Genomic DNA, 24991 nt, shown 5'->3' with positions numbered 1-24991 from the left:
GTGCGCCACCGGGAGTACCGCCGATGAATCCTTTCCACCTTCCTCCGCTCCTGCTGCTGGCATCGCTGGCCGGCACCGCGGCCGCCGGCGATGCGCCGTTCGCGCAGCCACGGCCGGGCCTCTACACCGGCGGCCAGCCCAGCGCCGCGCAGCTGCGCGAAGCGGCCGCGGCCGGCGTCACCACCGTCATCGACCTGCGCCAGCCCGGCGAGGACCGCGGCTACGACGAGACCGCCGCCGCCGAGCGGCTCGGCCTGCGCTACGTGCGCCTGCCGATCGCCGGAGCAGCCGGCGTGACCGAGGCCAATGCCCGCACCCTGCAGCGCCTGCTCGCCCAGGACGACGGCCCGGTGCTGCTGCATTGCGCCTCGGGCAACCGTGCCGGCGCGCTGCTGGCGGTGATCGCCGCACGCACCGGGGAAACCGGCGTCGAAGCCGCGCTGGAACTGGGCCGGCGCGCCGGCATGACCTCGCTGGAGGCGGACACCCGCCAGCTGTTGCAACCGGAGGCCAGGCATTGACGATCCCCCATCCTTTCCCGGGAGCCGACACCCGATGATCCAACGCGTACTGCGGCTGCGGCCCGACAACTTCACCCTGGCCCTGCTCGGTACCGTGCTGCTGGCCTCGCTGCTGCCCCTGCGCGGTGCCGCCGCCATGGTGCTGGACGATGTCAGCAACGTCGCCATCGCCGCGCTGTTCTTCCTGCACGGCGCACGGCTGCCGCGCGAATCGATCATGGCCGGCCTGCTGCACTGGCGCCTGCACCTGACCATCCTGGCCTGCACCTTCGTGCTGTTCCCGCTGCTGGGGCTGCTGTTCAAGCCGCTGGACGGCTGGCTGCTGACCCCGGAGCTGTACATCGGCGTGCTGTTCCTGTGCGCGCTGCCCTCGACCGTGCAGTCCTCGATCGCCTTCACCTCGATGGCCGGCGGCAACGTCCCCGCCGCGGTGTGCAGCGCCTCGCTGTCGAGCATCCTCGGCGTGTTCCTGACGCCGCTGCTGATGGGCCTGATGGCCGGCACCCAGGGCGGCATGTCGCATCCGCTGCAGGCGGTGGGCAGCATCATGCTGCAGCTGCTGGTGCCGTTCGTGGCCGGCCACCTGCTGCGGCCGTGGATCGCCGGCTGGGTGGAGCGGCAGCGCGCGCTGCTGCGCTACACCGACCAGGGCACGATCCTGCTGGTGGTCTACGCCGCCTTCGGCGAGGCGGTCAGCGAAGGCCTGTGGAGCAACACCCCGCTGCTGTCGCTGCTGGGCGTGGCGCTGGTGGCCGCCAGCCTGCTGGCCATCGCGATGCCGCTGATCGCCCTCATCGCCCGCCTGCTCGGCTTCAGCCGCCGCGACGAGATCCCGATCGTGTTCTGCGGCTCGAAGAAGAGCCTGGCCACCGGGGTGCCGATCGCCAAGGTGCTGTTCGCCAGCGGCAGCCTCGGCGCGATCGTGCTGCCGATCATGATCTACCACCAGCTGCAGCTGATCGTCTGCGCCGTGGTGGCGCAACGCTATGCGCGGCGGGCCGCGCAGGAGCAGGACCCGCAGCTGGACCGCTGAAAGTCGCCCGCGCGGGCCACCGCCCGGGTCAGTCCGCCAGCGTGCCGACGCTCAGTTGCGGCAGCCAGATCCACAGGTCGTACTGGCGGTCGGCCGCGCTGCTGGCCCGCGGCGCCAGCGGCTTGGGTTCGCGCCGCAGCGGGCGGGCGCTGCAACGGTTCGCCGCGCAGACCCATGCATTGCCGCGCAATGCTTCCAGCCTCACCGTGTAAAGCTCGAGGTCGGTCAGCTGCGAGGCCATCGGCTGCTTCTGCATGTCCGCCGGCGCACGTGCCGGCACGCGGCGCATCGCATGCACGTTGCCGGTCAGCACCAGCATGTGCCCGGCCGGCGGCACCTGCGCGAAACGCTGCCGCAGGTAGGCGGCCATCGCATCGTCGCGGGCCTGGTTGCCGTCCTCGCTGCGCTCCACGTCGTAGCCGAACACCTGGATATCGCGCCCCTGCATGCGCAGCGCGCGCACGGCCTCGATCAGCTCCAGCATGTCGCGGCTGCGGCGCCCGTCGTGCTGGTTGTCCGCCACCTGCCAGAACGGACGCGACCGCAGCAAGCGGCGGTCGCGCTCCTGCCCCGCCGACCCCAGGTAACCGCTCAGCGGCAGGTTCTCCGAGCGCGGGATCTCCAGCCCCAGCTGCAGCGGCCGGCCGTTGCGGCTGTAGCGCTCGACCAGCTGCGCCACCAGCTGCGGGATTTCCCGCGTGCCGTGGTATTCCCCCAGCAGCACCAGCCGGCTTTCGCCGGCACGCTGCTGGATCTGTGCGACCGCCTCGTCCGCGCACGCACTTCCCGTCCATGCCAGCGCCACCAGCGCCACCATCATCCCGCGCACCCAGCCCCGCATTCCCCGCTCCTTCGTATTCGGACAAGCCCGCGGGCCATTGCCGCCGCGCGGCCCGCACCCGGCGGATGCTGCCAGTTTTACAGCAAGGGCAGCAACCAGTGGTCCACCAGCAGGAACGCGAACAGCGCCATCAGGTACACCACCGAGTAGCCGAACATGCGCATCGAAAACGCCTCGTCCGGCGGGTCCTGCATCCTCCAGGCGAACCACAGGAATACCACGTTGAGCACCAGCGCGCCGCCCAGGTAGAACAGGCCGCTCATGCCCACCGCCACCGGCAGCAGCGTGACCAGCGCCAGCACCACCGAGTAGGCCAGGATCTGCCGCCGGGTATGCGGCACGCCATGGGTCACCGGCAGCATCGGGATGTCGGCCTTGGCGTAGTCGGCGCGGCGGAAGATCGCCAGCGCCCAGAAATGCGGCGGCGTCCACACGAAGATGATCAGCACCAGCAGCGAGGCATGGGCCCAGTCCGACGGCCCCTGCATGCCGGTGATCGCCGCCCAGCCGAGCAGCGGCGGGGTGGCGCCGGCCAGGCCGCCGATGACGATGTTCTGCGAGGTCGCCCGCTTCAGGTACACGGTATAGATCACCGCGTAGCCGATCAGCGAGGCGAAGGTCAGCACCGCGGTGATCAGGTTCACCCACAGCACCAGGATGGCCATCGACAGCACGATCAGCACGCTGGCGAACGCCAGCACCTGCCGCGGCGAGACCTTGCCCACCACCAGCGGCCGCCACGAGGTGCGTGCCATCTGCGCGTCGATGCGCGCGTCCAGCAGCTGGTTGATCGCCGCCGCCGCCGAGGCCGCCAGCCAGATGCCGGCGAAGCCCAGCACGCCGGCCGCGGCCTGTCCGGCCGTGGGCAACCCCGGCAACGCCAGGCACATGCCCACCAGCGCGGTGAACACGATCAGTGCCACCACCTTCGGCTTGGTCAGGTCCCAGTAGTCACGCCAGCCTGCGCTCATGGCATCAGTCCGGTGCACGCAGCCGCGCCAGCAGCGAGACCAGCACGAACAGCAGCGCCACCGCGCCGCCGTTGTGCAGCACCGCCACCGCCAGCGGCAGCGCCAGCTTGACGTTGAGCACGCCCAGCGTGACCTGCGCCAGCACCAGCACGCCCAGCGCCGTCGCCCAGCCGCGCATGCTCGGCAGCCGCAACAGCCGCAGCGACAGCCACAGCAGGTACAGCGCCACCACCACTGCCATCATCCGGTGCGCCATCTGGATGGCGATGCGCGAGGCGCCGTCGAGCACGCCGCCTTCGTAGTCCACGCCGATGCCGCGCCACAGGGTGAAGCCTTCGACGTAGTTCTGCTGCGGCCACCACTGGCTGACGCAGCGCGGGAAATTGTCCAGCGAGGCGTTGCCGCCGCCGCAGGCCAGCGCCGCGTAGTTGGCGCTGACCCAGCCACCGAGCGCGATCTGCGCCACCAGCAGCGCCAGCCCGGCGCGCAGCAGCCACTTCAGCCGCGGCGCCTCGGCCAGGGTGATCGGCAGGTGGGTGGCGCGCCAGGCCATCCACACCAGCAGGCCGAACATCAGCATGCCGCCCAGCAGGTGGCCCATCACCACGATCGGCTTGAGCAGCCAGGTCACCGTCCACATGCCCAGCAGCGCCTGGAAGATCACCACCGCCAGGGTCAGCACCGCCGCGCGCGCCAGGTCGATGTTCGACCAGCGCAGCGCCGCCAGCAGCAGCAACGCCTCGCCGGCGATCGCCAGCACGCTGGCCGCCACGTGCTCGCCGCGCATGTACAGCGGGATGGCCAGCGCCACCAGCGCCGAGGCGGTCAGCACCTGGGCCACGCCCCACGCGCGCCGGCGCACGGCCAGCAGCGCCAGCGCCAGCACCTCCACCCCCAGCGCGCCGGCCAGGAAACGGTGCACCTGCTCGCGCCAGGCCTTGTGCGTTTCCAGCGGGCGGATCTCGCTGGCCGCGTGCTGCGCCGCCTCGTGGTGGGTCTGCGGCCAGGTCACGCGGCCGTAGCAGGTCGGCCAGTCCGGGCAGCTCAGGCCGGCATCGGACAGGCGCACGAACGAACCGAACAGGATCGTGCTGGCGGTCATGATCAGCGCGAACCACGCCAGGCGGTGGAAGTTGCGGTGCAGCGCCGGGCGCGCAAGGGAGTTCATCGAACGGGGCTCACTTCAGTTTCAGCAGCTTGGCCAGGTCCGCACGCAGCCCGCCGGGATCGAATCCCGGTGCGTAGCGCAGGATCACGAAGCCATTGGGGTCGACCACGTACACCGGGATGCCGGCGGGATCGTCGACGCCCGGCAGCCTTTCGCGCAGCGACGGCTGCCGTTGCAGCGTCCGCAGCGCCGGCATGCCGGCCACTGCCGGCGGCGGCGTACCCAGCCACAGGATCTCGACATTATCGGCGTTATGCCCGAACAGCTGCCAGACCTTGTGCAGGTCCTGCGACAAAGTGACGCAGGCCGGGGCGCAATCGTCCGCCGGGGCCAGCAGGATGCGCCAGTGGCGCGCGGCCGGGTTCCACTCGTAGGCCCGGCCGTCGGCCAGCGTGGGCGGCAGCGCGCGCAGGTCGGCCGGCGGCGAGAGCAGCTGCCCGTGGTTGCGGTTCACCTGCGGCTGCCAGCCGGAGAAGCGCAACGCACCGGCCACCAGCATCGAGCCGAAGAACAACGCAAACAGCGCAACCAGCACCCAACGGCCGCGGTTGCGGGCCCGCAGCGGGGCCGGAGTCGTGGAAGTCATGGTGGGCATTTTCTCATGGCCGGGCCGTCAACGTCCGCCCCGCGGCCGGCGGCTGCGCCATTCCAGCACCAGCGCCAGTACCAGCACCGCCAGCGCCATGGCGAACCATTGCACCGCGTAGCCCAGGTGCCGCGCTGGCGGCAGGGTGTTGGGCAGCAGCTCCAGGTCGCGCACGTGGCCCAGCGGCAGCGCCGGGTCCAGCCGCAACACCTGCGCCGGCAGGCCGGGCGCGGGCAGCTCCAGCCGCTGCGCGATCGCCTGCGGGTCGATCCGGGTCGCCAGCCAGGTGTGCGGCCCTGCTTGCGCCATCGCCGGGCCCAGCGCCAGGCCGGCGGACGGGGCCGGCGCCAGCAGCCCCTGCAGCACGTGCTCGCCTTCCAGCGCCGCCGCCGCCGGCAGCGTGCGGTCGGCCGGCAGCGCGATCCAGCCCAGGTCCACCAGCACCGGCCGCGGCGCACCGTCGGCGACGAACGCCTGGTACACCTTGACCCCGGCGCGGCCTTCGCGCAGCTGGTTGTCCAGCAACACCACCCCCGGCAGGAAGCGGCCGCGGCCGTGCACCCAGCGCAGTGCAGGCGGCGCCTGCAACGCCTGCGCCAGCGTCGCGGTGCGCGCGCGCGCCGTATCGGCCTGCAGCAGCAGCGCCTGCTTCTCGTGCATGCGCTGCCATTGCCAGTGGCCCAGCGTGCAGAACAGTGCGATAACCACCAACGCCAGAGTCCAGCCGAACACCCGCGTGTGCTGGCGCATCATGACAACCGCGCCGAAAACGGGTCAGATGGCAGCGCCCCTTCCGTTGCCGAGCCGCGCATGAACGATTCGCTGAAGACCCTGCTGGTGATCGCGTTCTTGATCGTCATCGTCTGGAATCTGGGGGCGGGGCTGTACTACCTGCTGGTCGATCGTGGCCAGACCAAGCGCACGGTCAACGCGCTGACCCGGCGCATCGTCATTTCGGTGGCGTTGATCGTGCTGGTGATCGTGGGCATCTACGGCGGCTGGATCAAGCCGCATGGCGTGGGCGGCTGACGGCGCCCACGCCCGGCTGCGATCTGCAGAGGAATGCCGGCGGCATCCGCCGGGCCGCGGCCGCCTACAGCACGTAGACGAACAGGAACAGCATCAGCCACACCACGTCGACGAAGTGCCAGTACCACGCGGCGGCCTCGAAGCCGAAGTGGTTGTCGCGGGTGAAGTGGCCCTTGGCCGCGCGCAGCCACATCACGATCAGCATGATCGTGCCCAGCGCCACGTGCGCGCCGTGGAAGCCGGTGAGCATGAAGAAGGTGGAGCCGTAGATGCCCGAACCCAGCGTCAGGTTCAGCTCGCGATAGGCGTGGATGTATTCCTCGGCCTGGAAGAACAGGAACACGCAGCCCAGCACCACGGTGGCGCCCAGCCACACCAGCAGCTGGCCGCGCTTGCCGGCCTTGAGCGCGTGGTGGGCGATGGTCAGGGTCACGCCCGAGGTCAGCAGGATCAGCGTGTTGAGCAGCGGCAGGCCCCAGGCCGGGATGGTCTGGAAGGCGCCGCCGATGGCCTCCGGGCCGTTGGTCGGCCACGCCGCCGAATAGCCGCTCCACAGCAGCTCGTTGGTCATCACCCCGTCGCCGGCGCCGCCCAGCCACGGCAGTCCGAGGTTGCGGGTGTAGAACAGCGCGCCGAAGAACGCGCCGAAGAACATCACCTCGGAGAAGATGAACCACACCATCCCCATCCGGAACGACACGTCCACCTGGCGGTTGTAGTGGCCGCCCTCCGATTCGCGGATGACGTCGCCGAACCACCAGAACAGCGTGAACACCAGCATCGCCAGGCCGGCGTAGAAGGTCCATGGCGCCCAGCTGGCGCCGTTGAGCCAGCTGGCCACGCCGACCATCAGCACCAGCATCGCGATCGAGCCGATGAACGGCCATTTGCTCTGGCTCGGCACGAAATAGACGTTGGCATCGGGCGAATTCTGGGCCATGGCGTTGCTTCCGGGTCCGTGGTCAGGGAGCGGCATGCGCGGAGCCGGCGGCCGCTGACGGGGCCAGCTGCGCGGACAGCGCATCGTTCTTGTAGAAGGTATAGGACAGGGTGATGGTCTTCACGTCGGCGGGCAGCGCCGGATCGACGATGAAGCGCACCGGCATCTCGCGCGCTTCGCCGGCCTGCAGGGTCTGGGCGGTGAAGCAGAAGCATTCGGTCTTGCTGAAATAGCCCGAGGCGCGCGCCGGCGCCACCGACGGCACCGCGCTGCCGACCAGTGCGCGGTCGCTGTCGTTGCGGGCGAAGTACAGCGCCTCGTTGAGCTCGCCCGGCACCACTTCCATGGTCAGTCGCTCGGGATGGAACGCCCATGGCAGCTTCGAATTGACCCCGCCATCGAACTCCACCCGCACCGTGCGGCGGCCGTCGCCGCCCGCGCCCGCGCGGGCTTCGGACTGCCCCGGACCGCGCTCCAGGCGCACGCCGAACACCTTCTCGCAGGCGATGCGGTACAGCGGCACCAGCGAGAACGTCAGCACGAACACGCCCAGCGCCACGCCGACCAGCCGCGCCAGGCCGGCGCTGCGCTGCGCTGCGGGCGCCGGCGCGTTCATCGCCCGACCACCCCGGACAGGATGAAGCCGACATAGATCGCCACCGCCACCAGCGCCACCACCAGCGCGGTGCGCGCCGCACGGCGGCGGCGCAGGGCGAGATCGTCGGCGGGTGGGCGCAACCCGGTCATCGGCAGGCTCCGGTCAATGGCTGACATCGTCGTGGGCCAGGTCGCCCGGCCGGATCACCGGCGGCACGGTGAAGGTATGCGCCGGGGCCGGCGACGGCACCGTCCACTCCAGGCCGCGCGCGCTTTCCCAGGCACGGGCGTCGGCCGGCTTGCCGCTGCGCAGCGAACTGATCAGGATCGCGGCCATCATGAACGGGGTGAGGAACATGCCGAACGCGCCGATCGAGCTGATCAGGTTCCAGTCGGCGAATACCGGGTTGTAGTCGGGGATGCGGCGCGGCATGCCGGCCAGGCCGAGGAAGTGCTGCGGGAAGAACAGCAGGTTGACGAACACCATCGTCCACCAGAAATGGAACTTGCCCCAGAACTCGCTGTACATGCGCCCGGTCCACTTCGGCCACCAGTAGTACACCGCGGCGATCAGCGACAGCACCGAGCCGGTCACCAGCACGTAGTGGAAGTGCGCCACCACGAAGTAGGTGTCGTGGTACTGGAAGTCGGCCGGCACGATCGCCAGCATCAACCCGGAGAAGCCGCCGATGGTGAACAGGATGACGAAGGCGATCGAGAACAGCATCGGCGTCTCGAACGTCAGCGAGCCCTTCCACATGGTGCTGACCCAGTTGAACACCTTCACCCCGGTGGGGATGGAGATCAGCATGGTGGCGAACATGAAGTAGATCTCGCCGCCCAGCGGCATGCCCACCGTGAACATGTGGTGCGCCCACACGATGAACGACAGGAACGCGATCGCCGCGGTGGCGTAGACCATCGCCTGGTAGCCGAACAGCGGCTTGCGGCTGAAGGTCGGCAGGATCTCGCTGACCACGCCGAACGCCGGCAGGATCATGATGTAGACCTCGGGATGGCCGAAGAACCAGAAGATGTGCTGGTACATCACCGGGTCGCCGCCGCCGGCGGCGTTGAAGAAGCTGGTGCCGAAGAACTTGTCGGTCAGCAGCATGGTCACCGCGCCGGCCAGCACCGGCATCACCGCGATCAGCAGGAACGCGGTGATCAGCCAGGTCCAGCAGAAGATCGGCATCTTCAGCAGGTCGATGCCCGGCGCGCGCATGTTGAGCACGGTGGCGATGATGTTGATCGCGCCCATGATCGAGCTGATGCCGGCGACGTGGATGGCGAACACGCTGAAGGCGACGTTGTAGCCGCCCTGCAGCGACAGCGGCGGGTACAGGGTCCAGCCGCCGGCCGGCGCGCCGCCGGGCAGGAACAGGGTCAGCAGCAGCAGGGTGAAGGCCACCGGCAGCAGCCAGAACGACCAGTTGTTCATGCGCGGCAGCGCCATGTCCGGCGCGCCGATCTGCAGCGGGATCATCCAGTTGGCCAGGCCGACGAAGGCCGGCATCACCCCGCCGAAGATCATCACCAGCGCGTGCACGGTGGTCATCTGGTTGAAGAACTCGGGCTTGACGTACTGCAACCCCGGCTGCGCGAGCTCGAGCCGGATCACCACGCTCATCGCCGCACCGACGATGAACATCAGGAAGCTGAAAAGCAGGTACAGCGTGCCGATGTCCTTGTGGTTCGTGGAGAAGAACCAGCGCTCGACGAAGCCCTGCTTGTGCCCGTGATGATCGGAGTGGTCGACTGCGGAGTGGGACATCGCGACTACACCTCTTTATCGATTGGCGGTTCGCACGCGGCGGTGCGGGAGCGGATCACGCGTCGGACGGCGCGGGGGCGGGCGTTTCGTCCGCGGGCGGCGCGGTTTCCGCCGGTGCCTCGGGCTCGGCCGGCGGGGCCGGCTTGCGTTCGGCCAGCCAGCGCTTGAAGTCTTCCTTGGAGACCGCTTCGACCACGATCGGCATGAAGCCGTGGTCCTTGCCGCACAGCTCGGCGCACTGGCCGCGATAGACGCCCGGCTGCTCGATGCTGGTCCAGGCCTCGTTGATGATTCCGGGGATGGCGTCCTGCTTCCAGCCCAGCGCCGGCACCCACCAGGCGTGGATCACGTCGTCGGCGGTGATGACGAAGCGCACCTTGGTGTCCACCGGCAGCACCAGCCGGTTGTCCACGTCGAGCAGGTAGTGCGGGTGCGAGGCCAGGGTCGGCCGCTGCCCGGTCTGCCGGAAGCGGTCGGATTCGCGGTCCAGGCGGCTGGTGAACTCGACGCCCTCGCCCAGGTACTCGTACTTCCACATCCACTGGTAGCCGGTGACCTTGACCGTCATCTCCGACTCGCGGGTGTCGTACATGGCGATCAGCTTGGCCGTGGCCGGCCACGCCATCACGATCAGGATCAGCACCGGAATGACGGTCCAGATGACCTCGGCCTTGGTGTTGTGGCTGAACTGGGCGGCGACCGCGCCCTTGGACTTGCGGAACTTGAAGATCGCGTAGGCGATCGCGCCGAACACCAGCACGCCGATCACCGCGCACACCCCCAGCGCCATCATGTGCGCTTCCCACGCCATCCGCGAGGTATGGGTGACGCCGCGGCCCATGTTGAGCTGCCATGCCTTCGGGTCGGCCGACTGCGCCCATGCCATCGGCACCGCCATCCAGGCGGACAACAGCACCATCGCCGAACCCCACTTCGCACCCCACCCGCTGCGTTGCTTCATTGCCTAGACCCTTAGCGTCGTCGGTTGCAGCCATTGCTGGCCGCGAGCAAGCCTTCAAGCGTCCGTGCCAGTTGCCGGCGTTCGGCTGGTGCGAGGAAGCTTCCCACCTCCACCTGCCGGCCGCTGGATACCAGCCGGACCTTCTCGTCCTCGGCGACCAGGCGTACCCAGTAGGGATGCGCCCGGAACGTCGGGGAATCGCCGCCTGCGGGGATGACCTCCACGCAGTCCGGCCCAACCCGGATCTCCTCCTGGCGTTCGCCGCTGCGCCATGTACAGCGCAGCGCGGCTGCCACCAGGAGGCTGTGCAGCAGCGCGAAGACGGGGGCGAAGACGTTTCCGGACAGCCAGCCCAGGCCTGCCGCGAACCACATCGCACCCGCCAGTGCGGCGAACAACAGGACGAACTGCCGGGCAGTGAGCGCCCGTGGGGGACGCAGCCGCAGCCGCGCACCTGACCCATCCGGAACAAACCGAAACATCTCGATCATGTCGCAACCGCGTTCGTGCCGCGGGAAACGCGTTCGATGGTAGCCGCGCCAATTCATGCGAGCAAGCTTCCATTCATTCTTCATCGGAATGCTGCAGCGCACCCTGGATTTTGCTGCAGCGCAACCAGGTTCCGTCACACAATTTGCCGAATTCGGCATAGTTCATGACGGATTGGCGATATCCGTCGATAGCCTTTGAGCACAGGGGCTCGGGCGTTCGTCCGGGGCCATGTCCGGCGCTTGCAAAATCCGCATTTGGATTAAAATGGTCAAGTTTCCACGTGGCCTCGCGCATGAACGCACACACTCCCCCCAACGCCGTTTCCCCACCCGCCAACGCCGCCTCGCGACCATTGCTCGCGCCCGAGTTGCCGGCCATTCCAAACGCGTTCCGCCAGGCCATCACCGATGCCTGGCTGAAGGACGAAACCCACCATGTGCGCGAGCTGCTGGAGCAGGCGCGGCTGCCGGCCGACGAGCAGGCGAAGGTGCAGGCCATGGCCGCCGACCTGGTGGCGCGGGTGCGGGTGCGCGCCCAGGACCAGGGCGCGATCGAGGCCTTCATGCGCCAGTACGACCTGGGCAGCGAGGAAGGCGTGCTGCTGATGTGCGTGGCCGAGGCGCTGCTGCGCATCCCCGACCAGGACACCGCCGACAAGCTGATCCGCGACAAGCTCGGCGATGCCGACTGGAAGAAGCACCTGGGCGGCAGCGACTCGGTGCTGGTCAACGCCTCGACCTGGGGCCTGATGCTCACCGGCAAGCTGGTGCAGATCAACGACGCCACCCGCGCCGACGTGCCGGGCGCGTTCAAGCGCCTGATCGGCCGCGTCGGCGAGCCGGTGATCCGCCTGGCCGTGCGCCAGGCGATGAAGATCATGGGCCATCAGTTCGTCATGGGCCGCACCATCGACGAAGCGCTGGCGCGCTCGCACAAGGGCGACAACGCCAGCTACCGCTATTCGTTCGACATGCTCGGCGAAGGCGCGCTGACGATGAAGGACGCCAAGCGCTACCTGGAGGACTACCGCCGCGCGATCCACGCCATCGGCGGCGATCACAAGGCCCGCGGCGGGCGCCCCGACGGCGACGTCAATTCGGCACCGGGCATCTCGATCAAGCTGTCGGCGCTGTATCCGCGCTACGAGCACGCCAAGCGCGCGCGGGTGCTGGCCGACCTGGTCCCGGGCGTGCTGGAGCTGGCGCAGCTGGCCAGGTCCTACGGCATCGGCTGCACCGTCGACGCCGAGGAAACCGACCGCCTGGAGCTGTCGCTGGACATCATCGAAGCGGTGGTCAGCGATGCCTCGCTGGCCGGCTGGGAGGGCTTCGGCGTGGTGGTGCAGGCCTACCAGAAGCGCACCCCGTACACGATCGACCACCTCGCCGACCTGGCCCGCCGCATCGGCCGCAAGCTGCAGGTGCGCCTGGTCAAGGGCGCCTACTGGGACGCGGAGATCAAGCGCGCGCAGATCGACGGCCTGCCCGGCTACCCGGTGTTCACCCGCAAGCAGAACACCGACGTGTCCTACCTGGCCTGCGCCAAGCGCCTGTTCACGCATGCCGACGCGATCTACCCGATGTTCGCCACCCACAACGCGCACACCATCGCCGCGGTGAAGGCGATCGCCCGGGGCGGCCAGTACGAGCACCAGAAGCTGCACGGCATGGGCGACGACCTATACGCCGAAGTGGTGCCGGCCGATCGCCTGAACGTGCCGTGCCGCGTGTACGCGCCGGTCGGCTCGCACGAGGACCTGCTGCCGTACCTGGTGCGCCGCCTGCTCGAGAACGGCGCCAACTCCAGCTTCGTCAACCGCATCACCGACGAGGACGTGGCCATCGACGACCTGATCCGCGATCCGGTCGAAGCGGTGTCCGCGTTCGCGTCCATCCCGCACCCGAAAATCCCGCTGCCGGTCGACCTGCTGCGCAGCCAGAACCACGACAGGAAGAATTCCATGGGCGTCAATCTCGCCAACGACAACGATCTGCGCGCCCTGGCCGGGCAGCTCAACGCCGCGGTGAAACCGTGGCAGGCCGCACCGCTGGTGCCGGGCGCCAACCCGACCGGCGCGCGGGTGAACGTGACCAACCCGGCCGACACCCGCCAGGTCGTCGGCCAGTGGCAACCGGCCGACGCCGCCACCGTCGAAAAGGCGCTGGCCAATGCCGTGGCCGCGCAGCCGGGCTGGAACCGCACTCCGGCCGCCAGCCGCGCGGCGATCCTCGAACACGCCGCCGACCAGCTCGAAGCGCGCCTGCCGGAATTCATGGCGCTGTGCGTCAAGGAAGCCGGCAAGAGCCTGCCCGACAGCATCGCCGAAGTGCGCGAGGCGGTGGATTTCCTGCGCTACTACGCCAAGCAGGCGCGCGAGCAGTTCGGCCATGCCGAGAAGCTGCCCAGCCCGACCGGCGAATCCAACGAACTGCAGCTGCACGGCCGCGGCGTGTTCGTCTGCATCAGCCCGTGGAATTTCCCGCTGGCGATCTTCCTCGGCCAGGTCGGCGCCGCGCTGGCCGCCGGCAACAGCGTCATCGCCAAGCCGGCCGAGCAGACCAACCTGGTCGGCTACTACGCGGTGAAGCTGCTGCACGAGGCCGGCGTGCCGGAAGGCGTGCTGCAGTTCCTGCCGGGCGACGGCGCCACCGTCGGCGCCGCGCTGACCAAGGACCCGCGCGTGGCCGGCGTCGCCTTCACCGGCTCCACCGACACCGCGCGCGCGATCAACCGCGCGATGGCCGCGCGCGATGCCGCCATCGGCGTGCTGATCGCCGAGACCGGCGGCCAGAACGCCTTCATCGCCGACTCCTCGGCGCTGCCGGAACAGCTGGTCAAGGACGCCATCGGTTCGGCCTTCACCTCGGCCGGCCAGCGCTGCTCGGCCGCGCGCGTGCTGTTCGTGCAGGACGACATCGCCGACAAGGTGATGGCCATGCTGGCCGGCGCGATGGCCGAACTGAAGGTCGGCGACCCGGGCCTGCTGTCCACCGACGTCGGCCCGGTGATCGACGCCGACGCGCTGCAGATCCTCAAGGACCACGCCATCCGCATGGAGAAGGAAGCGCGCCTGATCGCCGCCGCCGAGCTCGACGAGGAAGCCGCGCACGGCACCTTCTTCGCCCCGCGCGCCTACGAGCTGAAGTCGCTGGACCAGCTGCACCGCGAAATCTTCGGGCCGGTGCTGCACGTGATCCGCTGGAAGGGCGACCAGCTCGATGCGGTGATCGAGCAGATCAACGCCACCGGCTACGGCCTGACCCTGGGCGTGCACTCGCGCATCGACGAGACCGTCGAGCGCATCGCCTCGCGCGTCAACGTCGGCAACGTCTACGTCAACCGCAACCAGATCGGCGCGGTGGTCGGGGTGCAGCCGTTCGGCGGCCAGGGCCTGTCCGGCACCGGCCCCAAGGCCGGCGGCCCGCACTACCTGCTGCGCTTCGCCACCGAGAAGACGGTGACCGTCAACACCACGGCCGCCGGCGGCAACGCCTCGCTGCTGACCCTGGGCGACTGATCCACCGCCACGATGTGCGACGAAGAACCCCGCGCAAGCGGGGTTTTTCACGCATGACCCCTGCAGGAGCGACGTCAGTCGCGACCAGGGCTTTCCCGGCAAGACCCCATCGCGACTGACGTCGCTCCTGCAACACCCAGGCCAGCACCGCCCTCCTCGCCGGGATCGCCGGCCGGCTCGACGGTCGCCGAGGCCGGCAACCGCTCCAGCACCCCCGCCAACGGCCACGATGCCCCATGAAAACCCACTGTAGGAGCGACGTCAGTCGCGACCAGGGCTTTCCCGGCAAGGCCCCATCGCGACTGACGTCGCTCCTACACCGCCCAGGCCAGTCTCGCCTCCTCCCCCAGGATCGCCGGCCGGCTCGACGGTCGCCGAGGCCGGCAACCGCTCCAGCACCGCCGCCACCTGCGCGATCCTCTCGTCCAGCGATCCGCGCAGCAGCGTATGGGCCCAGCCCCGCCGTTCCAGCTGCTGCAGGTACCAGCGGTGCTGGCGCTCGCGGAACGCGGCATCGCGGCGCGTGCCGTCCTGGTCGAAGGGAATGTCCGGCGCGCACAGGAACAGCGCGTGGTAGCGACGCTCCGCCAACCGCTGCAGCGCCGGATCGGCGCGGCCGAACATCGACAGGCTGTAGCCCAGCGTGGTCAACGGCGTGGTATCGCAGAACAACCAGCGGCGGCTTTCGGCGGCCAGCGCCCGCTCCCGCCCGGCCTGCACCCGCGCGATCCGCAGCAGGTCGGCCTCGTCCAGCCGCCCGCCCTGCGCTTCCCACAGCTCGCGTCCGTACTCGGGCGCCCAGCAGCTCCCGTAGCGGGCGGCCAGCGCGCGCGCCAGCGTGGTCTTGCCACTGGACTCGCCGCCGACGAACGCCACCCGCTGCACGAAATCGGCATACACCTGCGGCGACAGGAGTTCGCGATGCGCATGCGGGTCGGCGCGCACCGCCGTGCCGGAAACCGGAACCACGCTGCGCGCCGGGTCCAGGCAGACGTGCCGCACCGGCGCGGCGGGCCCGTAACGGGCATCGAAATGCGCGCTCAGTGCCGCGGCGAAACCGTCGCCGTAGTCCTCGCTGGTGAACACCGCCTCGATCCGCCGGTCGAGCACCTCGCTGCACAGCCAGGCGGCGAAGGCGCGCTGCCCGGCATCGGGCGCGCCGTTGTCGGGCAGCCCCCGCAGCGGCAGCCCGCGCTGCCGGCACAGTCCGACCAGGCGCGCGTCGTCGAGCACCAGCCGCACCGCCTGCGGGAAGCGCTCCGCCAGCCAGCGCTCGCGCCGCTCCGGCCCGCAGCCGGCGAACTCCGGCTTGCTCCAGCTGAGTACGACCACCTGCCGGCAATGCGCCAGGGCGTGTTCGATCAGCCGCTCGTGGCCCAGGTGCAGCGGGCAGAACTTGCCCACCACCAGGCCGACACCGAAGCGCTCAGGCAGGTTCGCGACCGGCATCGGCGCAGGGCCCGGGTTCGCGCATCAGCTTCCGCCAGTGGCGCAGCGCGACCAGCGCGTTGATCCAGAAGCCGACGTAGAGGATCGCGGTCAGGTACAGCTCGCGGCTGGCGTACAGCGGCACCGCGATGGTGTTGACCGCCAGCCAGAACCACCACGATTCCAGCTTGCGCCGCATCATCAGCAGCTGCGCGATCACGCTCAGCACCAGCACCGCCGAGTCCGGGTACGGCGCGCGGGCGTCGGTGAGCACGTGCAGCATCGCCCCGTAGCCCAGGCTGCCGACCACCGCCAGCGGCAACAGCCACCACAGCGTCGCGCGCGCGATGTGGGTGATCGCCAGCGGCGCGCCGTGGTCGCCGCGCAGCCACTGCCACCAGCCGAACACGCTGACCACGATGAAGAACCCCTGCAGCACCATGTCGGCGTACAGCTGCGCCTGCCGGAACACCAGCGCGAACAGCGCGCAGCCGACGATGCCGAGCCACCAGGTGTGGATGTTGTTGCGGCCGGCCAGCAGGATCGAGCCGGCGACGGCGAGGTTGGCGGCCAGCTCGAGCTGGAAGGCGGGATCGGCGAGGTTCATCGCCGCTCACCGGCGCGGAAAGGGATCATCGGCGGCAATCGCGGGAAGGAACGCCATTGTCGCCGGAAACGCGCCGATGCCCCACCCCGCAACGAAGAAGGCCCCGCATCAGCGGGGCCTTCCGGTATTGCTTGCCTGCCTGCGTCGATCAGAACTTGTAGTTGATCGAGGCCGCCAGGATGTCGCCGCCCACCTTGTACTTGCCGGACAGGGTGCTGCCGGTGGCCGAGGTCAGGTTGACCGCCGGCTCGTTGGTGAACAGATGGGTGTAGCCGAAGTTGTATTCCACGTGCTCCGATGGGGTCCAGCCCAGGCCCAGCGACACCCACTTGCGGGTCACGTCCGGCACGCGCACGTCGCGGTGGGCGTAGCTGGTCGGCGACTCGTCGTAGGCCACGCCGCCACGCAGGGTGACGGTGTCGCTGAGCTTGTACTCGGTGCCGATCGAGGCAAAGGTCGTATCGTCGTAGGCGAAGGTCAGCACGTTGTCCGGCTGGTTCGAGGCGAAGTCCACGGTCACCGAATCGAACGCGGTCTTCCACGCGGTGCGGCTCACGTCGCCCATGATCGACCAGCGGTCGTTGACCTTGTGGGTGATGCTCAGCGTGGCCGAGGCCGGCAGGGTCACGGTGGCCTTGCCGCTGGTGCTGACGTACTGGCCCGGGGCATAGACGCCCAGGAACGCGGCAGCGTTGGCCGGCAGATCGAAGGTGGCGTCGCCGCCGGTGATCTTGTGCTCGACCTTGGAGCGGTAGCTCAGGGCGATGTTGGTATCTTCGCTCGGGCTGAAGGTACCGCCCAGCACGTAACCGAAAGCATTGTTGTCGCCTTCGATGGTGACATAACCGTCGGCGTTGCCCGGTGCGAAACCGGCCGCGCCGCCGCCCATGCTGTAGATCGCGGTGCCGAAGTCGATTGCATTGCTCAGCTCGATGGTCAGGTGCTCGACGAACACGCTGGCGCCGAAGGACACGTACGGGTTGACGTCGTAGGAGAACGCCGCACCCAGGTCGATCGCCTTCAGGTCGGTCTTGACGCCGTGGTAGCGGCCCACCCAGTCGCGGTTGTATTCGGTCTTGAAGCCGAACGGCACGCTCAGCGACATGCCGAAGTGCATGTTCTCGTTCTCGCCGAACGGCAGGTGGAAGTACGCGGCCGGAACCGGGGCGATCATGCCGGCGTCGCCGCCGTTGCCGCCGGAAACCGGGGCGCCGGTGCCGGGACCGGTCGGGCCGACGTGACGGGCGTCGTACTTGTCGAACTTGGCCGAGAAGCTGATCGCGCTGAGGTCGCCCTGGAACTGGCGGCCTTCCAGCAGGCGCATCGATGCCGGGTTGGTGGCCACGACCGAAGCGTCGCCCTCGGCGCTGGTGGAGCCGGCGAAAGCGCGGCCCAGGCCCTTGGCGCTGTTTTCCTTCAGCTGGAAGGCAGCGGCGTTGGCGTGGCCGAAAGCCAGGGCGCCGGCAATACCGACGGCCAAGGCGGTCACGCGGGCAAGATTGGAAGCGGTATGCATGTTGTTGTTCTCTCCGGAAAGCGGTGATTTTTCGTTCTGCGCCTTGCATTCCGCAGCCATGGAACGCCCGCGGAATGCGCCGGAGTCCCCTCCCGACATACGACGCCGTATGCAGTATACCCAGCGGCGTTAACTAAACAATAACGCCCTCCCCCATTCATCTGGACCGCCGCCGCGGCCCCCGGCGATGCCCGCCGGACGGGTGCCGGGTTAGGCTAGGCCACCCATGTTCATCTCGATTCCCACCCGCAAGAAACCGACGCTGCGCTGGGCCGCGCCGCTGCTGTTCGCCGTCATCTGGATCGCGTTCCTGTGGTCGATCTCGCGCCCCGACGAGGCCCGGCGCACGCTGTGGCTGGACTGGGGCGCGCTGGCCACCGGCCTGTCGCATCCGCAGGACTGGTGGGCGGCGCTGCGCGACGGCAGCGTGCTGCGGCTGTTCACCGCGCTGTTCCTGCACGCCGACTGGTCGCACCTGCTGGGCAACCTGGTGTTCCTGCTGATCTTCGGCCTGCCGGCCGAGCGGGTGCTCGGCCCGTGGCGGTTCCTGCTGCTGTTCCTGGTCGGCGGGGCGATCTCCAACCTGGCCGCGCTGTACGCGATGGGCAGCCCGGACCGGGTCATCATCGGCGCCAGCGGCGCGGTGTCGGCGCTGATCGGCACCTACCTGGCGCTGTTCCCGGGAGCCAAGCTGGGAGTGGTGCTGCCGTTGGGGCTGTTCCTAGAGTTCGTCCGCGCCCCGGCGTTCCTGCTGATCGGCATCTGGGCCGCGCTGCAGGTGGTGTTCGCCTACATCGGCCCCAGCTTCGGCATGGTGGCGTGGTCGGCGCACGTGGCCGGCTTCGTCTTCGGCGTGGTCTACGGCCTGTACGTGCGCGCGGCGATCGCGCGGCGGCTGCGCAAGCGCCAGGGTTTCTGAAAGCCCGGCGCGGCCGGGCACCGGTCCGGCCGGGCTTCGGGAGCGCATTCCTTGGATTTCGGGGCTCCATGCAGTCCCTGTCGCGACTGACGTCGCTCCTACAAGAGCCTGCCTGTAGGAGCGACGTCAGTCGCGAGCCTTTCGGGCAGCCCGGGAAAGAAGCTGCCGCAAGGGGTTTTATAATCGGCACATGAGCAAGCCCCTGTACAAAGTCACCTTCCTCAACCACGGCAAGGTCTACGAGCTGTATGCCGGACGCGTGGGCAGCAGCCACCTGTGGGGATTCAACGAGGTCGCCGAACTGGTGTTCGACCTGCGCGACGGCGTGCTGGTGGATCCCACCGAGGAACGCCTGCGCGACGAGTTCGGCAACACCAAGGTGCTGCACCTGCCGATGCAGAGCATCGTGCGCATCGAGGAGGTGGAGAAGAAGGGGCAGTCGGCGATCCGCGACGCCGCCACCGGCGAAAAGGTGGTCACCCCGTTCCCGATGCCGGCCAAGCCGCGCTGATCCGCGACGCCTGCCGCATCGATGCCGACGCATCGATGCCGTGAACGCGCAGGCCATCGGCACCCGCGCCTGACGCGAAGCAGCGCGCGATCCGGCGACCGCGCGTTGCCGCTCAGCCGGCCGGTTCCTCCGCCGGGATCTCTTCCGGCGCTTCCGCCGGCACTTCCCGCGGAGTTTCCCCGGTTGCTTCCGGCGCTGGCCCGGTCGTCTCCGCCGGTGCCGGCTTCGGCTGCTGCGCCTTGGCCGCCTCGGCCTGGCGCTGCTGGCGCGCGGCCACCGAACCGGGCCGCTTGAGTTCCTCCAGCGCCGCGGCGACCGGCGCATCGCCGGACAGCACCGCGCCGGCCTTGCGGCCGTCGCCCTCGCCGTCTTCCTCGTCGCCGCGCAGGTGGCCGGGCAGGGTCGCCTCGCTGAAATCGGCCAGGCTGGCGGGCCGGTCGCCGGCACCTTCCGCCGGCTCGGGCTGCAGTTCCACGTCCGGCACGATGCCGGTGGCCTGGATCGACTTGCCGCTGGGCGTGTAATAGCGTGCGGTGGTGAGCTTGACCGAGTCGCCGTTGTCCAGCGGCAGCACCGTCTGCACCGAGCCCTTGCCGAAGGTGCGGCTGCCGATCACCCGCGCGCGCTGGTTGTCGCGCAGGGCGCCGGCCAGCACTTCCGAGGCGCTGGCCGAGCCGGCATCGACCAGCACCATCACCGGCGCGCCCTTCATCAGGTCGCCGGGGGTGGCGTCGAAGCGGGTGTCGCTGATCGCGATGCGGCCGCGGGTGCTGACGATGCCGCCCTTCTCCAGCAGGTCGTCGGCCACCTGCACCGCGGCGGTGAGCAGGCCGCCGGGATTGCTGCGCAGGTCCAGCACCAGCCCCTTGAGGCGGCCGCCGGCCTGCGCCTGCAACTGGGCGACGTGCTTCTGGAAATCGGCGCCGGTGTCGGCCTGGAAGGTGCTGATCCGCACGTAGCCGTAGCCCGGCTCCAGCATGCGGCTGCGCACGCTGGTGATGCGGATGGTCTCGCGGGTGATGCCGACGTCGAACGGTTTGTCCTCGCCCTCGCGCACGAGGGTCAGCACCAGCTTGCTGCCCGGCGGGCCGCGCAGCGGCTCCATCGCCTCGAACGCGCTGATCGGCTTGCCGTCGATGGCGACGATCAGGTCGCCGGGGCGCAGGCCGGCGCGCGCGGCCGGGGTGTCGTCGATCGGCGCGATCACCTTCAGCGTGTTGTCCGGCTGCTGCAGCAGCTCCACGCCGATGCCGTCGTAGGCGCCGCTGGCCTGTTCGTCGAAGGCCTCGGCGTCGGCCTTGTCGAAGTAGGTGCTGTGCGGATCCAGGTCGAGCAGCAGGCCGCGGATGGCCGACTGCATCAGCTTGGCGTCGTCCACCGGGTCCACGTAGGCCGCGCGTACCGCGTTGTAGACGGCGACGTAGCGGCGTATCTCCTCCAGCGGCACCCGCGAGGTGACCGACTCCTGGGCATCGGGATCGTCGGTGCGCTTGGTGGGGGAAGGGGCGGTGGCGTTCTGCGCCCATGCAAACGCAGGCAGCAGGGCAAGCAGCAGGGCGGCAGGACGGGCTACGCGCATGGACCACTCCGGTATGAAGGACAGGCGCGCTTTCGTCGCACGCACCGGTCGATTATGCGCGAAACCCCGGTAAATTCCCGTTGAACCGGCGCCCGCGCCGGCCCGGCGGTTTCATCGCCGCTTCAGCGCCGCTGCAGCCACGACGAGGGGTCGACCGGCTGGCCGTTGCGGCGCAGTTCGAAGTACAGCGCCGGTGTCCCCTGCCCGCCGGAGTTGCCGACCCTGGCCACCGCGTCGCCGCGCTTGATCCGTGCGCCGGTGTCGCGCAGCAGCGTGTCGTTGTGCGCGTACAGGCTCATGTAGCCGTTGCCGTGGTCGACGATCAGGATCATGCCGTAGCCGGTCATCCAGTCGGAGAACACCACGGTGCCGTCGGCCACCGCGGTCACCGTGCTGCCGGCCGCCGCGCCGATCAGCACGCCGCTGCTGGTGCGGCCATCGGGCAGCTTGCCGCCGTAGCGCGCCAGCAGGTTGCCGGACAGCGGCCAGCCCAGGCCGCCGACCCGGGGCGGCGGCGCGCTGGCCGTCGCCTTCGGCGGAGTCTTGCCGGCGCGCGGCGGGTCGCCACCGGCCGCTGCCTGCCGTGCGGCCGCGCGGCGCTCGGCTTCGGCGCGTGCGGCGGCGGCGCGCAGGTTGGCCAGCAGCCGCTCCAGCGCCTTGGCGTCCTGGCCCAACGCCTTCTCGCGCTCGCTGCGGTCCTGGTAGCGCTTGTCCAGCTCGGCCATCAGCTGCGCGCGCTGGCGGCGGTCGCTGGCCAGGCCGGCGGCCTGCCGCCGATGTTCGTCGCGGACACGCTGCAGTTCGTCGCGGCGTTGCACGACTTCCTGCTCCAGTGCCGCCAGCGACTGCATCTCGGCGGTCAATGCCGCGATGCGCTGCGTGCGCTCGCGCTGCAGGTAGCGGTGGTAGGCCAGGGTGCGGTTGGCGTCGGCCACCCGGTCCTGCGACAGCAGCAGCTTGAGCGGCGCGTCGTTGCCCAGCCGGTAGGCGCCGCGCAGCAGCGCCGCCAGCTGCTCGCGCTGTCCCTGCAGGCCCTGCTGCATCCTGTCCCGGTCCGCCTGCAGCTGCGCCAGCGCCTGCTCCTCGCGGCGGATCGCGGCCTCGGCCTCGGCGACGGCGCGGCCGGCCCGGGCCACCTTCTCGTCGGCTTCGCGCAGCCGGCGCGAGGCTTCGCCGCGCTCGTTCTCGATCCGGCGACGCTCCTGGGCCACGTTCTTCAGCTCGCCGCGGACCTGCTGCAGCTTCTTTTCGGCCTCGCGCGGGTTCTGCGCCTGCACCGCCAGCGCCAGCAGCAAGGCCGCTGCCACGCCCGCCAGTATCCGCAACGACCGGCGACCCGGAAACGCGACGGGCAGCGGGCGGACCGGACGGGAACGATGGGCGCTCAAGGACAAGGCAGGTCCAGTGACTTCAGGCAGATGCGGATTGTAACCATGCGTGGTGAGATAACCGCCGGCGGTCGCGCCCTCGCAGACCGACAACCGGAGGTATCCCGTGAAACAGTCCCGACTCTCCCTGTTGCTCGCCCTGACGCTGGCCGCCGCCGCGCCGGCGATGGCCAGCGACGACATCAGCAAGGTCAACGGCAGCATCAGCGCCGAGGCCGGCCGCCAGTACCGCGATCTGGAAACCGTCAACGGCAGCATCACCGTCGCCGCCGGCGTGCAGGCGCGCAACGTCGAAACCGTCAACGGCGGCGTCCGCATCGGCGACAACGCACAGGTCCGCAACGTCGAAACCGTCAACGGCAGCATCCGGCTCGGCCGTGGCGTGGTCGGCAGCGGCGGCCTGGAGACCGTCAACGGCAGCGTCTTCGTCGACCAGGGCAGCCGCATCGCCGGCGGCGTGGAAACCGTCAACGGCAGCATCGGCCTGGTCGGCACCCAGCTGGGCAAGGGCATCGAAACCGTCAACGGCGACATCACCGTCGGCGTCGGTTCGCAGGTGCAGGGCGGTATCCGGGTCAAGAAGTCCGGCTTCAGCCTGTCGCTCAAGCCGCCGCGCACGCCGCGGGTGATCGTCGGCCCCGATGCGGTGGTCGAAGGCCCGCTGGAGTTCGAGCGCGAGGTGACGCTGTACGTGCACCGCAGCGCCAAGATCGGCCCGGTCACCGGCGCCACCGTGCAGACCTTCGACACCGACACCGCCCCGCGCGACTGAACCCGTCCTCGCCCCCGGTTTGCATAGAATCGGGGTTTGTCCGAACCAGGAAGCATCCATGCCACGCAAACTGTTGTTGTGTCTTGCCGCCGCTGCGGCACTGAGCGCCTGCAAGCGCGAGGAAGCCGCACCGGCGCCGGCCACGCCCGCCGCATCGGGCCACGCCTTCTCCGCCGACATTGATGCCGGCGACTTCGCCGAACTGGTGAAGACCCTGGCCTCGGACGAGTTCGAGGGCCGTGCGCCCGGCAGCAAGGGCGAGGAGCTGACGGTCAACTACATCCGCGACCAGATGCAGCGCATCGGCCTGCAGCCGGGCAATGGCGACAGCTGGTTCCAGGAAGTGGCGATGACCGAGACCAGCGCCGACGAATCTACCGTGCTGCGGCTGGACCGCGACGGCAAGCACAGCGAGCTGAAGTTCGGCACCGACATGGTGATCGGCACCCGCAGCGGCGAGCCGGAAGTGAAGATCGACGGCAGCGAGATGGTGTTCGTCGGCTACGGCGTCGACGCGCCGGAGCAGGACTGGAACGACTATGCCGGCCAGGACTGGACCGGCAAGACGGTGGTGATGTTCGTCAACGACCCCGGCTTCCACGTCGACGACGACACGCTGTTCGACGGCAAGCGCATGACCTACTACGGGCGCTGGACCTACAAGTTCGAGGAAGCCGCGCGCAAGGGCGCGGCCGCCGCGCTGATCGTGCACGACACCGCCGGCGCCGCCTACGGCTGGGACGTGGTGAAGAACTCCTGGGCCGGCCCGCAGTACGACCTGCCGGCCAAGGACGACCCGGCGCGGCGCCTGCCGGCGCAGGGCTGGCTCAGCGCCGAAGCGGCGCGCGCGCTGTTCGCCGACGCCGGGCTGGACCTGGACCAGGCCTACAAGGACGCCAACAAGCGCGGCTTCAAGCCGGTGCCGCTCGACACCCGCCTGTCGCTGGACCTGAAGAGCAGCATCGCCGAGAAGAAGTCGCGCAACGTGGTCGGCGTGCTGCCGGGTAGCGGCCGCGCCGACGAGGCGGTGCTGTACATGGCCCACTGGGACCACCTCGGCAAGCACGAGGGCCAGGAAGGCGACAACATCTACAACGGCGCGGTGGACAACGCCACCGGCGTGGCCGGCATCCTCGAGATCGCCGACGCGATGGCCAACCAACAGCCGCCGCCGGAACGTTCGGTGGTGTTCCTGGCGGTGACGCTGGAGGAATCGGGCCTGCTCGGTTCGCAGTACTACGTGGCGCACCCGACCTTCCCGCTGGACAAGATCGCCGGCGTCATCAACATCGACGCCATGTCGGTGGCCGGCCGCGCCCGCGACATGACCGTCACCGGCTTCGGCAGCTCCGAGCTGGAGGACATCCTCAAGCCACTGGCGGCGATGCAGAACCGCACGCTGCGCGGCGAGGAGTCGGTGCAGAGCGGCTTCTACTTCCGCTCCGACCACTTCAACTTCGCCAAGGCCGGCGTGCCGGCGCTGTACGCCGGCGGCGGCAGCGACCTGCTCGAGGGCGGCAAGGCGGCCGGCGCGCGCGCGGCCGAGGACTACGGCCGCAACCGCTACCACGGGCCGAAGGACGAGTACGACGCGGCGACCTGGAAGCTGGACGGCACGGTCGAGGACCTGCAGCTGCTGTACGGCGTGGGCAAGGAGCTGGCCGGCGGCGACCGCTGGCCGAACTGGTACGAAGGCAACCCGTTCAAGGCCGCACGCGACGCGCAGATGCAGGGCAAGGCCGCGGGCGGCCGGCCCTGAGCCGGCGACGAGTCGCAACGCAGCAGGAAAACGGCGCCGCAATGGCGCCGTTTTTCGTTGCCCCCGGAAACCGTGCCCCTGG

At 69.7% G+C, this 24991-nt stretch carries 25 protein-coding genes; 8 read left to right on the top strand and 17 right to left on the bottom strand.

The annotated features are described in order from the left end of the window. Nucleotides 1-23: 23 nt before the first annotated feature. A complete protein-coding gene (locus tag OK345_RS13915; RefSeq protein ID WP_265128588.1) occupies nt 24-521 on the top strand; it encodes a protein tyrosine phosphatase family protein in 498 nt (165 codons plus the stop codon). A gap of 34 nt (nt 522-555) precedes the next feature. Beyond that, a complete protein-coding gene (locus OK345_RS13910) occupies nt 556-1554 on the top strand; it encodes a bile acid:sodium symporter family protein (RefSeq protein ID WP_265128587.1) in 999 nt (332 codons plus the stop codon). Nucleotides 1555-1582: 28 nt separating this feature from the next. Here OK345_RS13910 and OK345_RS13905 read toward each other — a convergent pair whose 3' ends face one another. The 5 genes from OK345_RS13905 to OK345_RS13885 all read right to left on the bottom strand — a co-directional run bounded on the left by OK345_RS13905 (nt 1583) and on the right by OK345_RS13885 (nt 5873). Then, nucleotides 1583-2395 carry a TraB/GumN family protein gene (locus tag OK345_RS13905; RefSeq protein ID WP_265128586.1) on the bottom strand — a complete coding sequence of 271 codons (813 nt, stop codon included), beginning with the start codon at nt 2393-2395 and terminating at the stop codon, nt 1583-1585. A 77-nt stretch (nt 2396-2472) separates the two neighbouring features. Beyond that, on the bottom strand, nt 2473-3366 hold the full coding sequence (gene cyoE / locus OK345_RS13900) for a heme o synthase (RefSeq protein ID WP_265128585.1): 894 nt from the start codon (nt 3364-3366) through the stop codon (nt 2473-2475). 4 nt (nt 3367-3370) lie between these two features. Next, complete coding sequence (locus tag OK345_RS13895) at nt 3371-4534, bottom strand: COX15/CtaA family protein (protein WP_265128584.1); 1164 nt, start codon at nt 4532-4534, stop codon at nt 3371-3373. 10 nt (nt 4535-4544) lie between these two features. Beyond that, nucleotides 4545-5120 (bottom strand): redox-active disulfide-containing membrane protein, encoded by a 576-nt coding sequence (locus OK345_RS13890; protein WP_265128583.1) that lies wholly within the window; start codon nt 5118-5120, stop codon nt 4545-4547. Nucleotides 5121-5147: 27 nt separating this feature from the next. Then, nucleotides 5148-5873 (bottom strand): SURF1 family protein, encoded by a 726-nt coding sequence (locus tag OK345_RS13885; protein WP_265128582.1) that lies wholly within the window; start codon nt 5871-5873, stop codon nt 5148-5150. A gap of 57 nt (nt 5874-5930) precedes the next feature. Here OK345_RS13885 and OK345_RS13880 point away from each other — a divergent pair, with 57 nt between their 5' ends. After that, nucleotides 5931-6149, top strand: coding sequence for a twin transmembrane helix small protein (locus tag OK345_RS13880; protein WP_265128581.1), 219 nt, complete (start codon nt 5931-5933; stop codon nt 6147-6149). Between the two features lie 64 nt (nt 6150-6213). Here the strand turns inward: OK345_RS13880 and OK345_RS13875 are convergent, their stop codons facing one another. The 7 genes from OK345_RS13875 to OK345_RS13845 form a co-directional block, all read right to left on the bottom strand. Beyond that, nucleotides 6214-7089: a cytochrome c oxidase subunit 3 gene (locus OK345_RS13875; RefSeq protein ID WP_265128580.1), complete on the bottom strand. Its 876-nt coding sequence runs from the start codon at nt 7087-7089 to the stop codon at nt 6214-6216. A gap of 22 nt (nt 7090-7111) precedes the next feature. After that, nucleotides 7112-7705: a cytochrome c oxidase assembly protein gene (locus tag OK345_RS13870; protein WP_265128579.1), complete on the bottom strand. Its 594-nt coding sequence runs from the start codon at nt 7703-7705 to the stop codon at nt 7112-7114. Next, the gene (locus OK345_RS13865; RefSeq protein WP_265128578.1) at nt 7702-7836 is read right to left on the bottom strand and encodes a hypothetical protein; all 135 of its coding nucleotides are present in this window, start codon (nt 7834-7836) and stop codon (nt 7702-7704) included. The genes OK345_RS13870 and OK345_RS13865 overlap by 4 nt, the downstream gene beginning before the upstream one ends. Before the next feature lie 13 nt (nt 7837-7849). Beyond that, a complete protein-coding gene (ctaD, locus tag OK345_RS13860; protein WP_265128577.1) occupies nt 7850-9460 on the bottom strand; it encodes a cytochrome c oxidase subunit I in 1611 nt (536 codons plus the stop codon). Between the two features lie 55 nt (nt 9461-9515). After that, nucleotides 9516-10421: a cytochrome c oxidase subunit II gene (gene coxB, locus OK345_RS13855; protein ID WP_265128576.1), complete on the bottom strand. Its 906-nt coding sequence runs from the start codon at nt 10419-10421 to the stop codon at nt 9516-9518. 11 nt (nt 10422-10432) lie between these two features. Then, nucleotides 10433-10912 carry a DUF2244 domain-containing protein gene (locus tag OK345_RS13850; RefSeq protein ID WP_265128575.1) on the bottom strand — a complete coding sequence of 160 codons (480 nt, stop codon included), beginning with the start codon at nt 10910-10912 and terminating at the stop codon, nt 10433-10435. A 73-nt stretch (nt 10913-10985) separates the two neighbouring features. Then, the gene (locus tag OK345_RS13845; RefSeq protein WP_265128574.1) at nt 10986-11207 is read right to left on the bottom strand and encodes a hypothetical protein; all 222 of its coding nucleotides are present in this window, start codon (nt 11205-11207) and stop codon (nt 10986-10988) included. Between OK345_RS13845 and putA the strand changes: the two genes are divergently transcribed. Beyond that, a complete protein-coding gene (gene putA, locus OK345_RS13840) occupies nt 11206-14430 on the top strand; it encodes a bifunctional proline dehydrogenase/L-glutamate gamma-semialdehyde dehydrogenase PutA (RefSeq protein ID WP_265128573.1) in 3225 nt (1074 codons plus the stop codon). The genes OK345_RS13845 and putA overlap by 2 nt on opposite strands. Before the next feature lie 261 nt (nt 14431-14691). Here putA and OK345_RS13835 read toward each other — a convergent pair whose 3' ends face one another. From OK345_RS13835 to OK345_RS13825, 3 genes are all read right to left on the bottom strand, one after another. Beyond that, nucleotides 14692-15879, bottom strand: a complete 1188-nt coding sequence (locus OK345_RS13835) for an AAA family ATPase (protein WP_265128572.1) — start codon at nt 15877-15879, stop codon at nt 14692-14694. Further along, nucleotides 15857-16465 carry a nicotinamide riboside transporter PnuC gene (gene pnuC, locus OK345_RS13830; RefSeq protein WP_265128571.1) on the bottom strand — a complete coding sequence of 203 codons (609 nt, stop codon included), beginning with the start codon at nt 16463-16465 and terminating at the stop codon, nt 15857-15859. The genes OK345_RS13835 and pnuC overlap by 23 nt, the downstream gene beginning before the upstream one ends. Nucleotides 16466-16613: 148 nt before the next feature. Beyond that, on the bottom strand, nt 16614-17981 hold the full coding sequence (locus OK345_RS13825; protein WP_265128570.1) for an outer membrane protein transport protein: 1368 nt from the start codon (nt 17979-17981) through the stop codon (nt 16614-16616). Between the two features lie 226 nt (nt 17982-18207). Here OK345_RS13825 and OK345_RS13820 point away from each other — a divergent pair, with 226 nt between their 5' ends. Further along, the gene (locus tag OK345_RS13820; protein ID WP_265128569.1) at nt 18208-18900 is read left to right on the top strand and encodes a rhomboid family intramembrane serine protease; all 693 of its coding nucleotides are present in this window, start codon (nt 18208-18210) and stop codon (nt 18898-18900) included. A gap of 190 nt (nt 18901-19090) precedes the next feature. Then, nucleotides 19091-19411, top strand: a complete 321-nt coding sequence (locus OK345_RS13815) for a DUF1820 family protein (RefSeq protein WP_265128568.1) — start codon at nt 19091-19093, stop codon at nt 19409-19411. Nucleotides 19412-19523: 112 nt separating this feature from the next. Here OK345_RS13815 and OK345_RS13810 read toward each other — a convergent pair whose 3' ends face one another. Together OK345_RS13810 and OK345_RS13805 are read right to left on the bottom strand one after the other, a co-directional pair. Beyond that, nucleotides 19524-20990 carry a S41 family peptidase gene (locus OK345_RS13810; protein WP_265128567.1) on the bottom strand — a complete coding sequence of 489 codons (1467 nt, stop codon included), beginning with the start codon at nt 20988-20990 and terminating at the stop codon, nt 19524-19526. Nucleotides 20991-21112: 122 nt separating this feature from the next. Continuing rightward, nucleotides 21113-22297 carry a murein hydrolase activator EnvC family protein gene (locus OK345_RS13805; protein ID WP_265155111.1) on the bottom strand — a complete coding sequence of 395 codons (1185 nt, stop codon included), beginning with the start codon at nt 22295-22297 and terminating at the stop codon, nt 21113-21115. Between the two features lie 247 nt (nt 22298-22544). Between OK345_RS13805 and OK345_RS13800 the strand changes: the two genes are divergently transcribed. Continuing rightward, nucleotides 22545-23150: a DUF4097 family beta strand repeat-containing protein gene (locus OK345_RS13800; protein ID WP_265128640.1), complete on the top strand. Its 606-nt coding sequence runs from the start codon at nt 22545-22547 to the stop codon at nt 23148-23150. Nucleotides 23151-23208: 58 nt separating this feature from the next. Continuing rightward, on the top strand, nt 23209-24909 hold the full coding sequence (locus OK345_RS13795) for a M28 family metallopeptidase (RefSeq protein WP_265128565.1): 1701 nt from the start codon (nt 23209-23211) through the stop codon (nt 24907-24909). Nucleotides 24910-24991: the final 82 nt, after the last annotated feature.

The organism is Xanthomonas chitinilytica (assembly GCF_026107455.2).
Classification (GTDB): Bacteria; Pseudomonadota; Gammaproteobacteria; order Xanthomonadales; family Xanthomonadaceae; genus Stenotrophomonas; species Stenotrophomonas chitinilytica.
The sequence above is the reverse complement of the archived record's forward strand: the minus strand, read 5'-3'. Positions and strand labels throughout refer to the sequence as shown.

What these genes read in the sequence shown, in the direction of transcription:
- OK345_RS13815 (WP_265128568.1), top strand. Translation starts at nt 19,091, where the DNA reads ATGAGCAAGCCCCTGTACAAAGTCACCTTCCTCAACCACGGCAAGGTC.
- OK345_RS13795 (WP_265128565.1), top strand. Translation starts at nt 23,209, where the DNA reads ATGCCACGCAAACTGTTGTTGTGTCTTGCCGCCGCTGCGGCACTGAGC.
- cyoE (WP_265128585.1), bottom strand. Translation starts at nt 3,366, where the DNA reads ATGAGCGCAGGCTGGCGTGACTACTGGGACCTGACCAAGCCGAAGGTG.
- OK345_RS13820 (WP_265128569.1), top strand. Translation starts at nt 18,208, where the DNA reads ATGTTCATCTCGATTCCCACCCGCAAGAAACCGACGCTGCGCTGGGCC.
- OK345_RS13865 (WP_265128578.1), bottom strand. Translation starts at nt 7,836, where the DNA reads ATGACCGGGTTGCGCCCACCCGCCGACGATCTCGCCCTGCGCCGCCGC.
- OK345_RS13910 (WP_265128587.1), top strand. Translation starts at nt 556, where the DNA reads ATGATCCAACGCGTACTGCGGCTGCGGCCCGACAACTTCACCCTGGCC.
- OK345_RS13870 (WP_265128579.1), bottom strand. Translation starts at nt 7,705, where the DNA reads ATGAACGCGCCGGCGCCCGCAGCGCAGCGCAGCGCCGGCCTGGCGCGG.
- OK345_RS13915 (WP_265128588.1), top strand. Translation starts at nt 24, where the DNA reads ATGAATCCTTTCCACCTTCCTCCGCTCCTGCTGCTGGCATCGCTGGCC.
- OK345_RS13825 (WP_265128570.1), bottom strand. Translation starts at nt 17,981, where the DNA reads ATGCATACCGCTTCCAATCTTGCCCGCGTGACCGCCTTGGCCGTCGGT.
- OK345_RS13800 (WP_265128640.1), top strand. Translation starts at nt 22,545, where the DNA reads ATGGCCAGCGACGACATCAGCAAGGTCAACGGCAGCATCAGCGCCGAG.
- OK345_RS13895 (WP_265128584.1), bottom strand. Translation starts at nt 4,534, where the DNA reads ATGAACTCCCTTGCGCGCCCGGCGCTGCACCGCAACTTCCACCGCCTG.
- OK345_RS13890 (WP_265128583.1), bottom strand. Translation starts at nt 5,120, where the DNA reads ATGACTTCCACGACTCCGGCCCCGCTGCGGGCCCGCAACCGCGGCCGT.
- coxB (WP_265128576.1), bottom strand. Translation starts at nt 10,421, where the DNA reads ATGAAGCAACGCAGCGGGTGGGGTGCGAAGTGGGGTTCGGCGATGGTG.
- OK345_RS13810 (WP_265128567.1), bottom strand. Translation starts at nt 20,990, where the DNA reads ATGCGCGTAGCCCGTCCTGCCGCCCTGCTGCTTGCCCTGCTGCCTGCG.
- OK345_RS13835 (WP_265128572.1), bottom strand. Translation starts at nt 15,879, where the DNA reads ATGCCGGTCGCGAACCTGCCTGAGCGCTTCGGTGTCGGCCTGGTGGTG.
- OK345_RS13905 (WP_265128586.1), bottom strand. Translation starts at nt 2,395, where the DNA reads ATGCGGGGCTGGGTGCGCGGGATGATGGTGGCGCTGGTGGCGCTGGCA.
- OK345_RS13875 (WP_265128580.1), bottom strand. Translation starts at nt 7,089, where the DNA reads ATGGCCCAGAATTCGCCCGATGCCAACGTCTATTTCGTGCCGAGCCAG.
- OK345_RS13845 (WP_265128574.1), bottom strand. Translation starts at nt 11,207, where the DNA reads ATGCGCGAGGCCACGTGGAAACTTGACCATTTTAATCCAAATGCGGAT.
- OK345_RS13850 (WP_265128575.1), bottom strand. Translation starts at nt 10,912, where the DNA reads ATGATCGAGATGTTTCGGTTTGTTCCGGATGGGTCAGGTGCGCGGCTG.
- OK345_RS13880 (WP_265128581.1), top strand. Translation starts at nt 5,931, where the DNA reads ATGAACGATTCGCTGAAGACCCTGCTGGTGATCGCGTTCTTGATCGTC.
- pnuC (WP_265128571.1), bottom strand. Translation starts at nt 16,465, where the DNA reads ATGAACCTCGCCGATCCCGCCTTCCAGCTCGAGCTGGCCGCCAACCTC.
- putA (WP_265128573.1), top strand. Translation starts at nt 11,206, where the DNA reads ATGAACGCACACACTCCCCCCAACGCCGTTTCCCCACCCGCCAACGCC.
- ctaD (WP_265128577.1), bottom strand. Translation starts at nt 9,460, where the DNA reads ATGTCCCACTCCGCAGTCGACCACTCCGATCATCACGGGCACAAGCAG.
- OK345_RS13885 (WP_265128582.1), bottom strand. Translation starts at nt 5,873, where the DNA reads ATGATGCGCCAGCACACGCGGGTGTTCGGCTGGACTCTGGCGTTGGTG.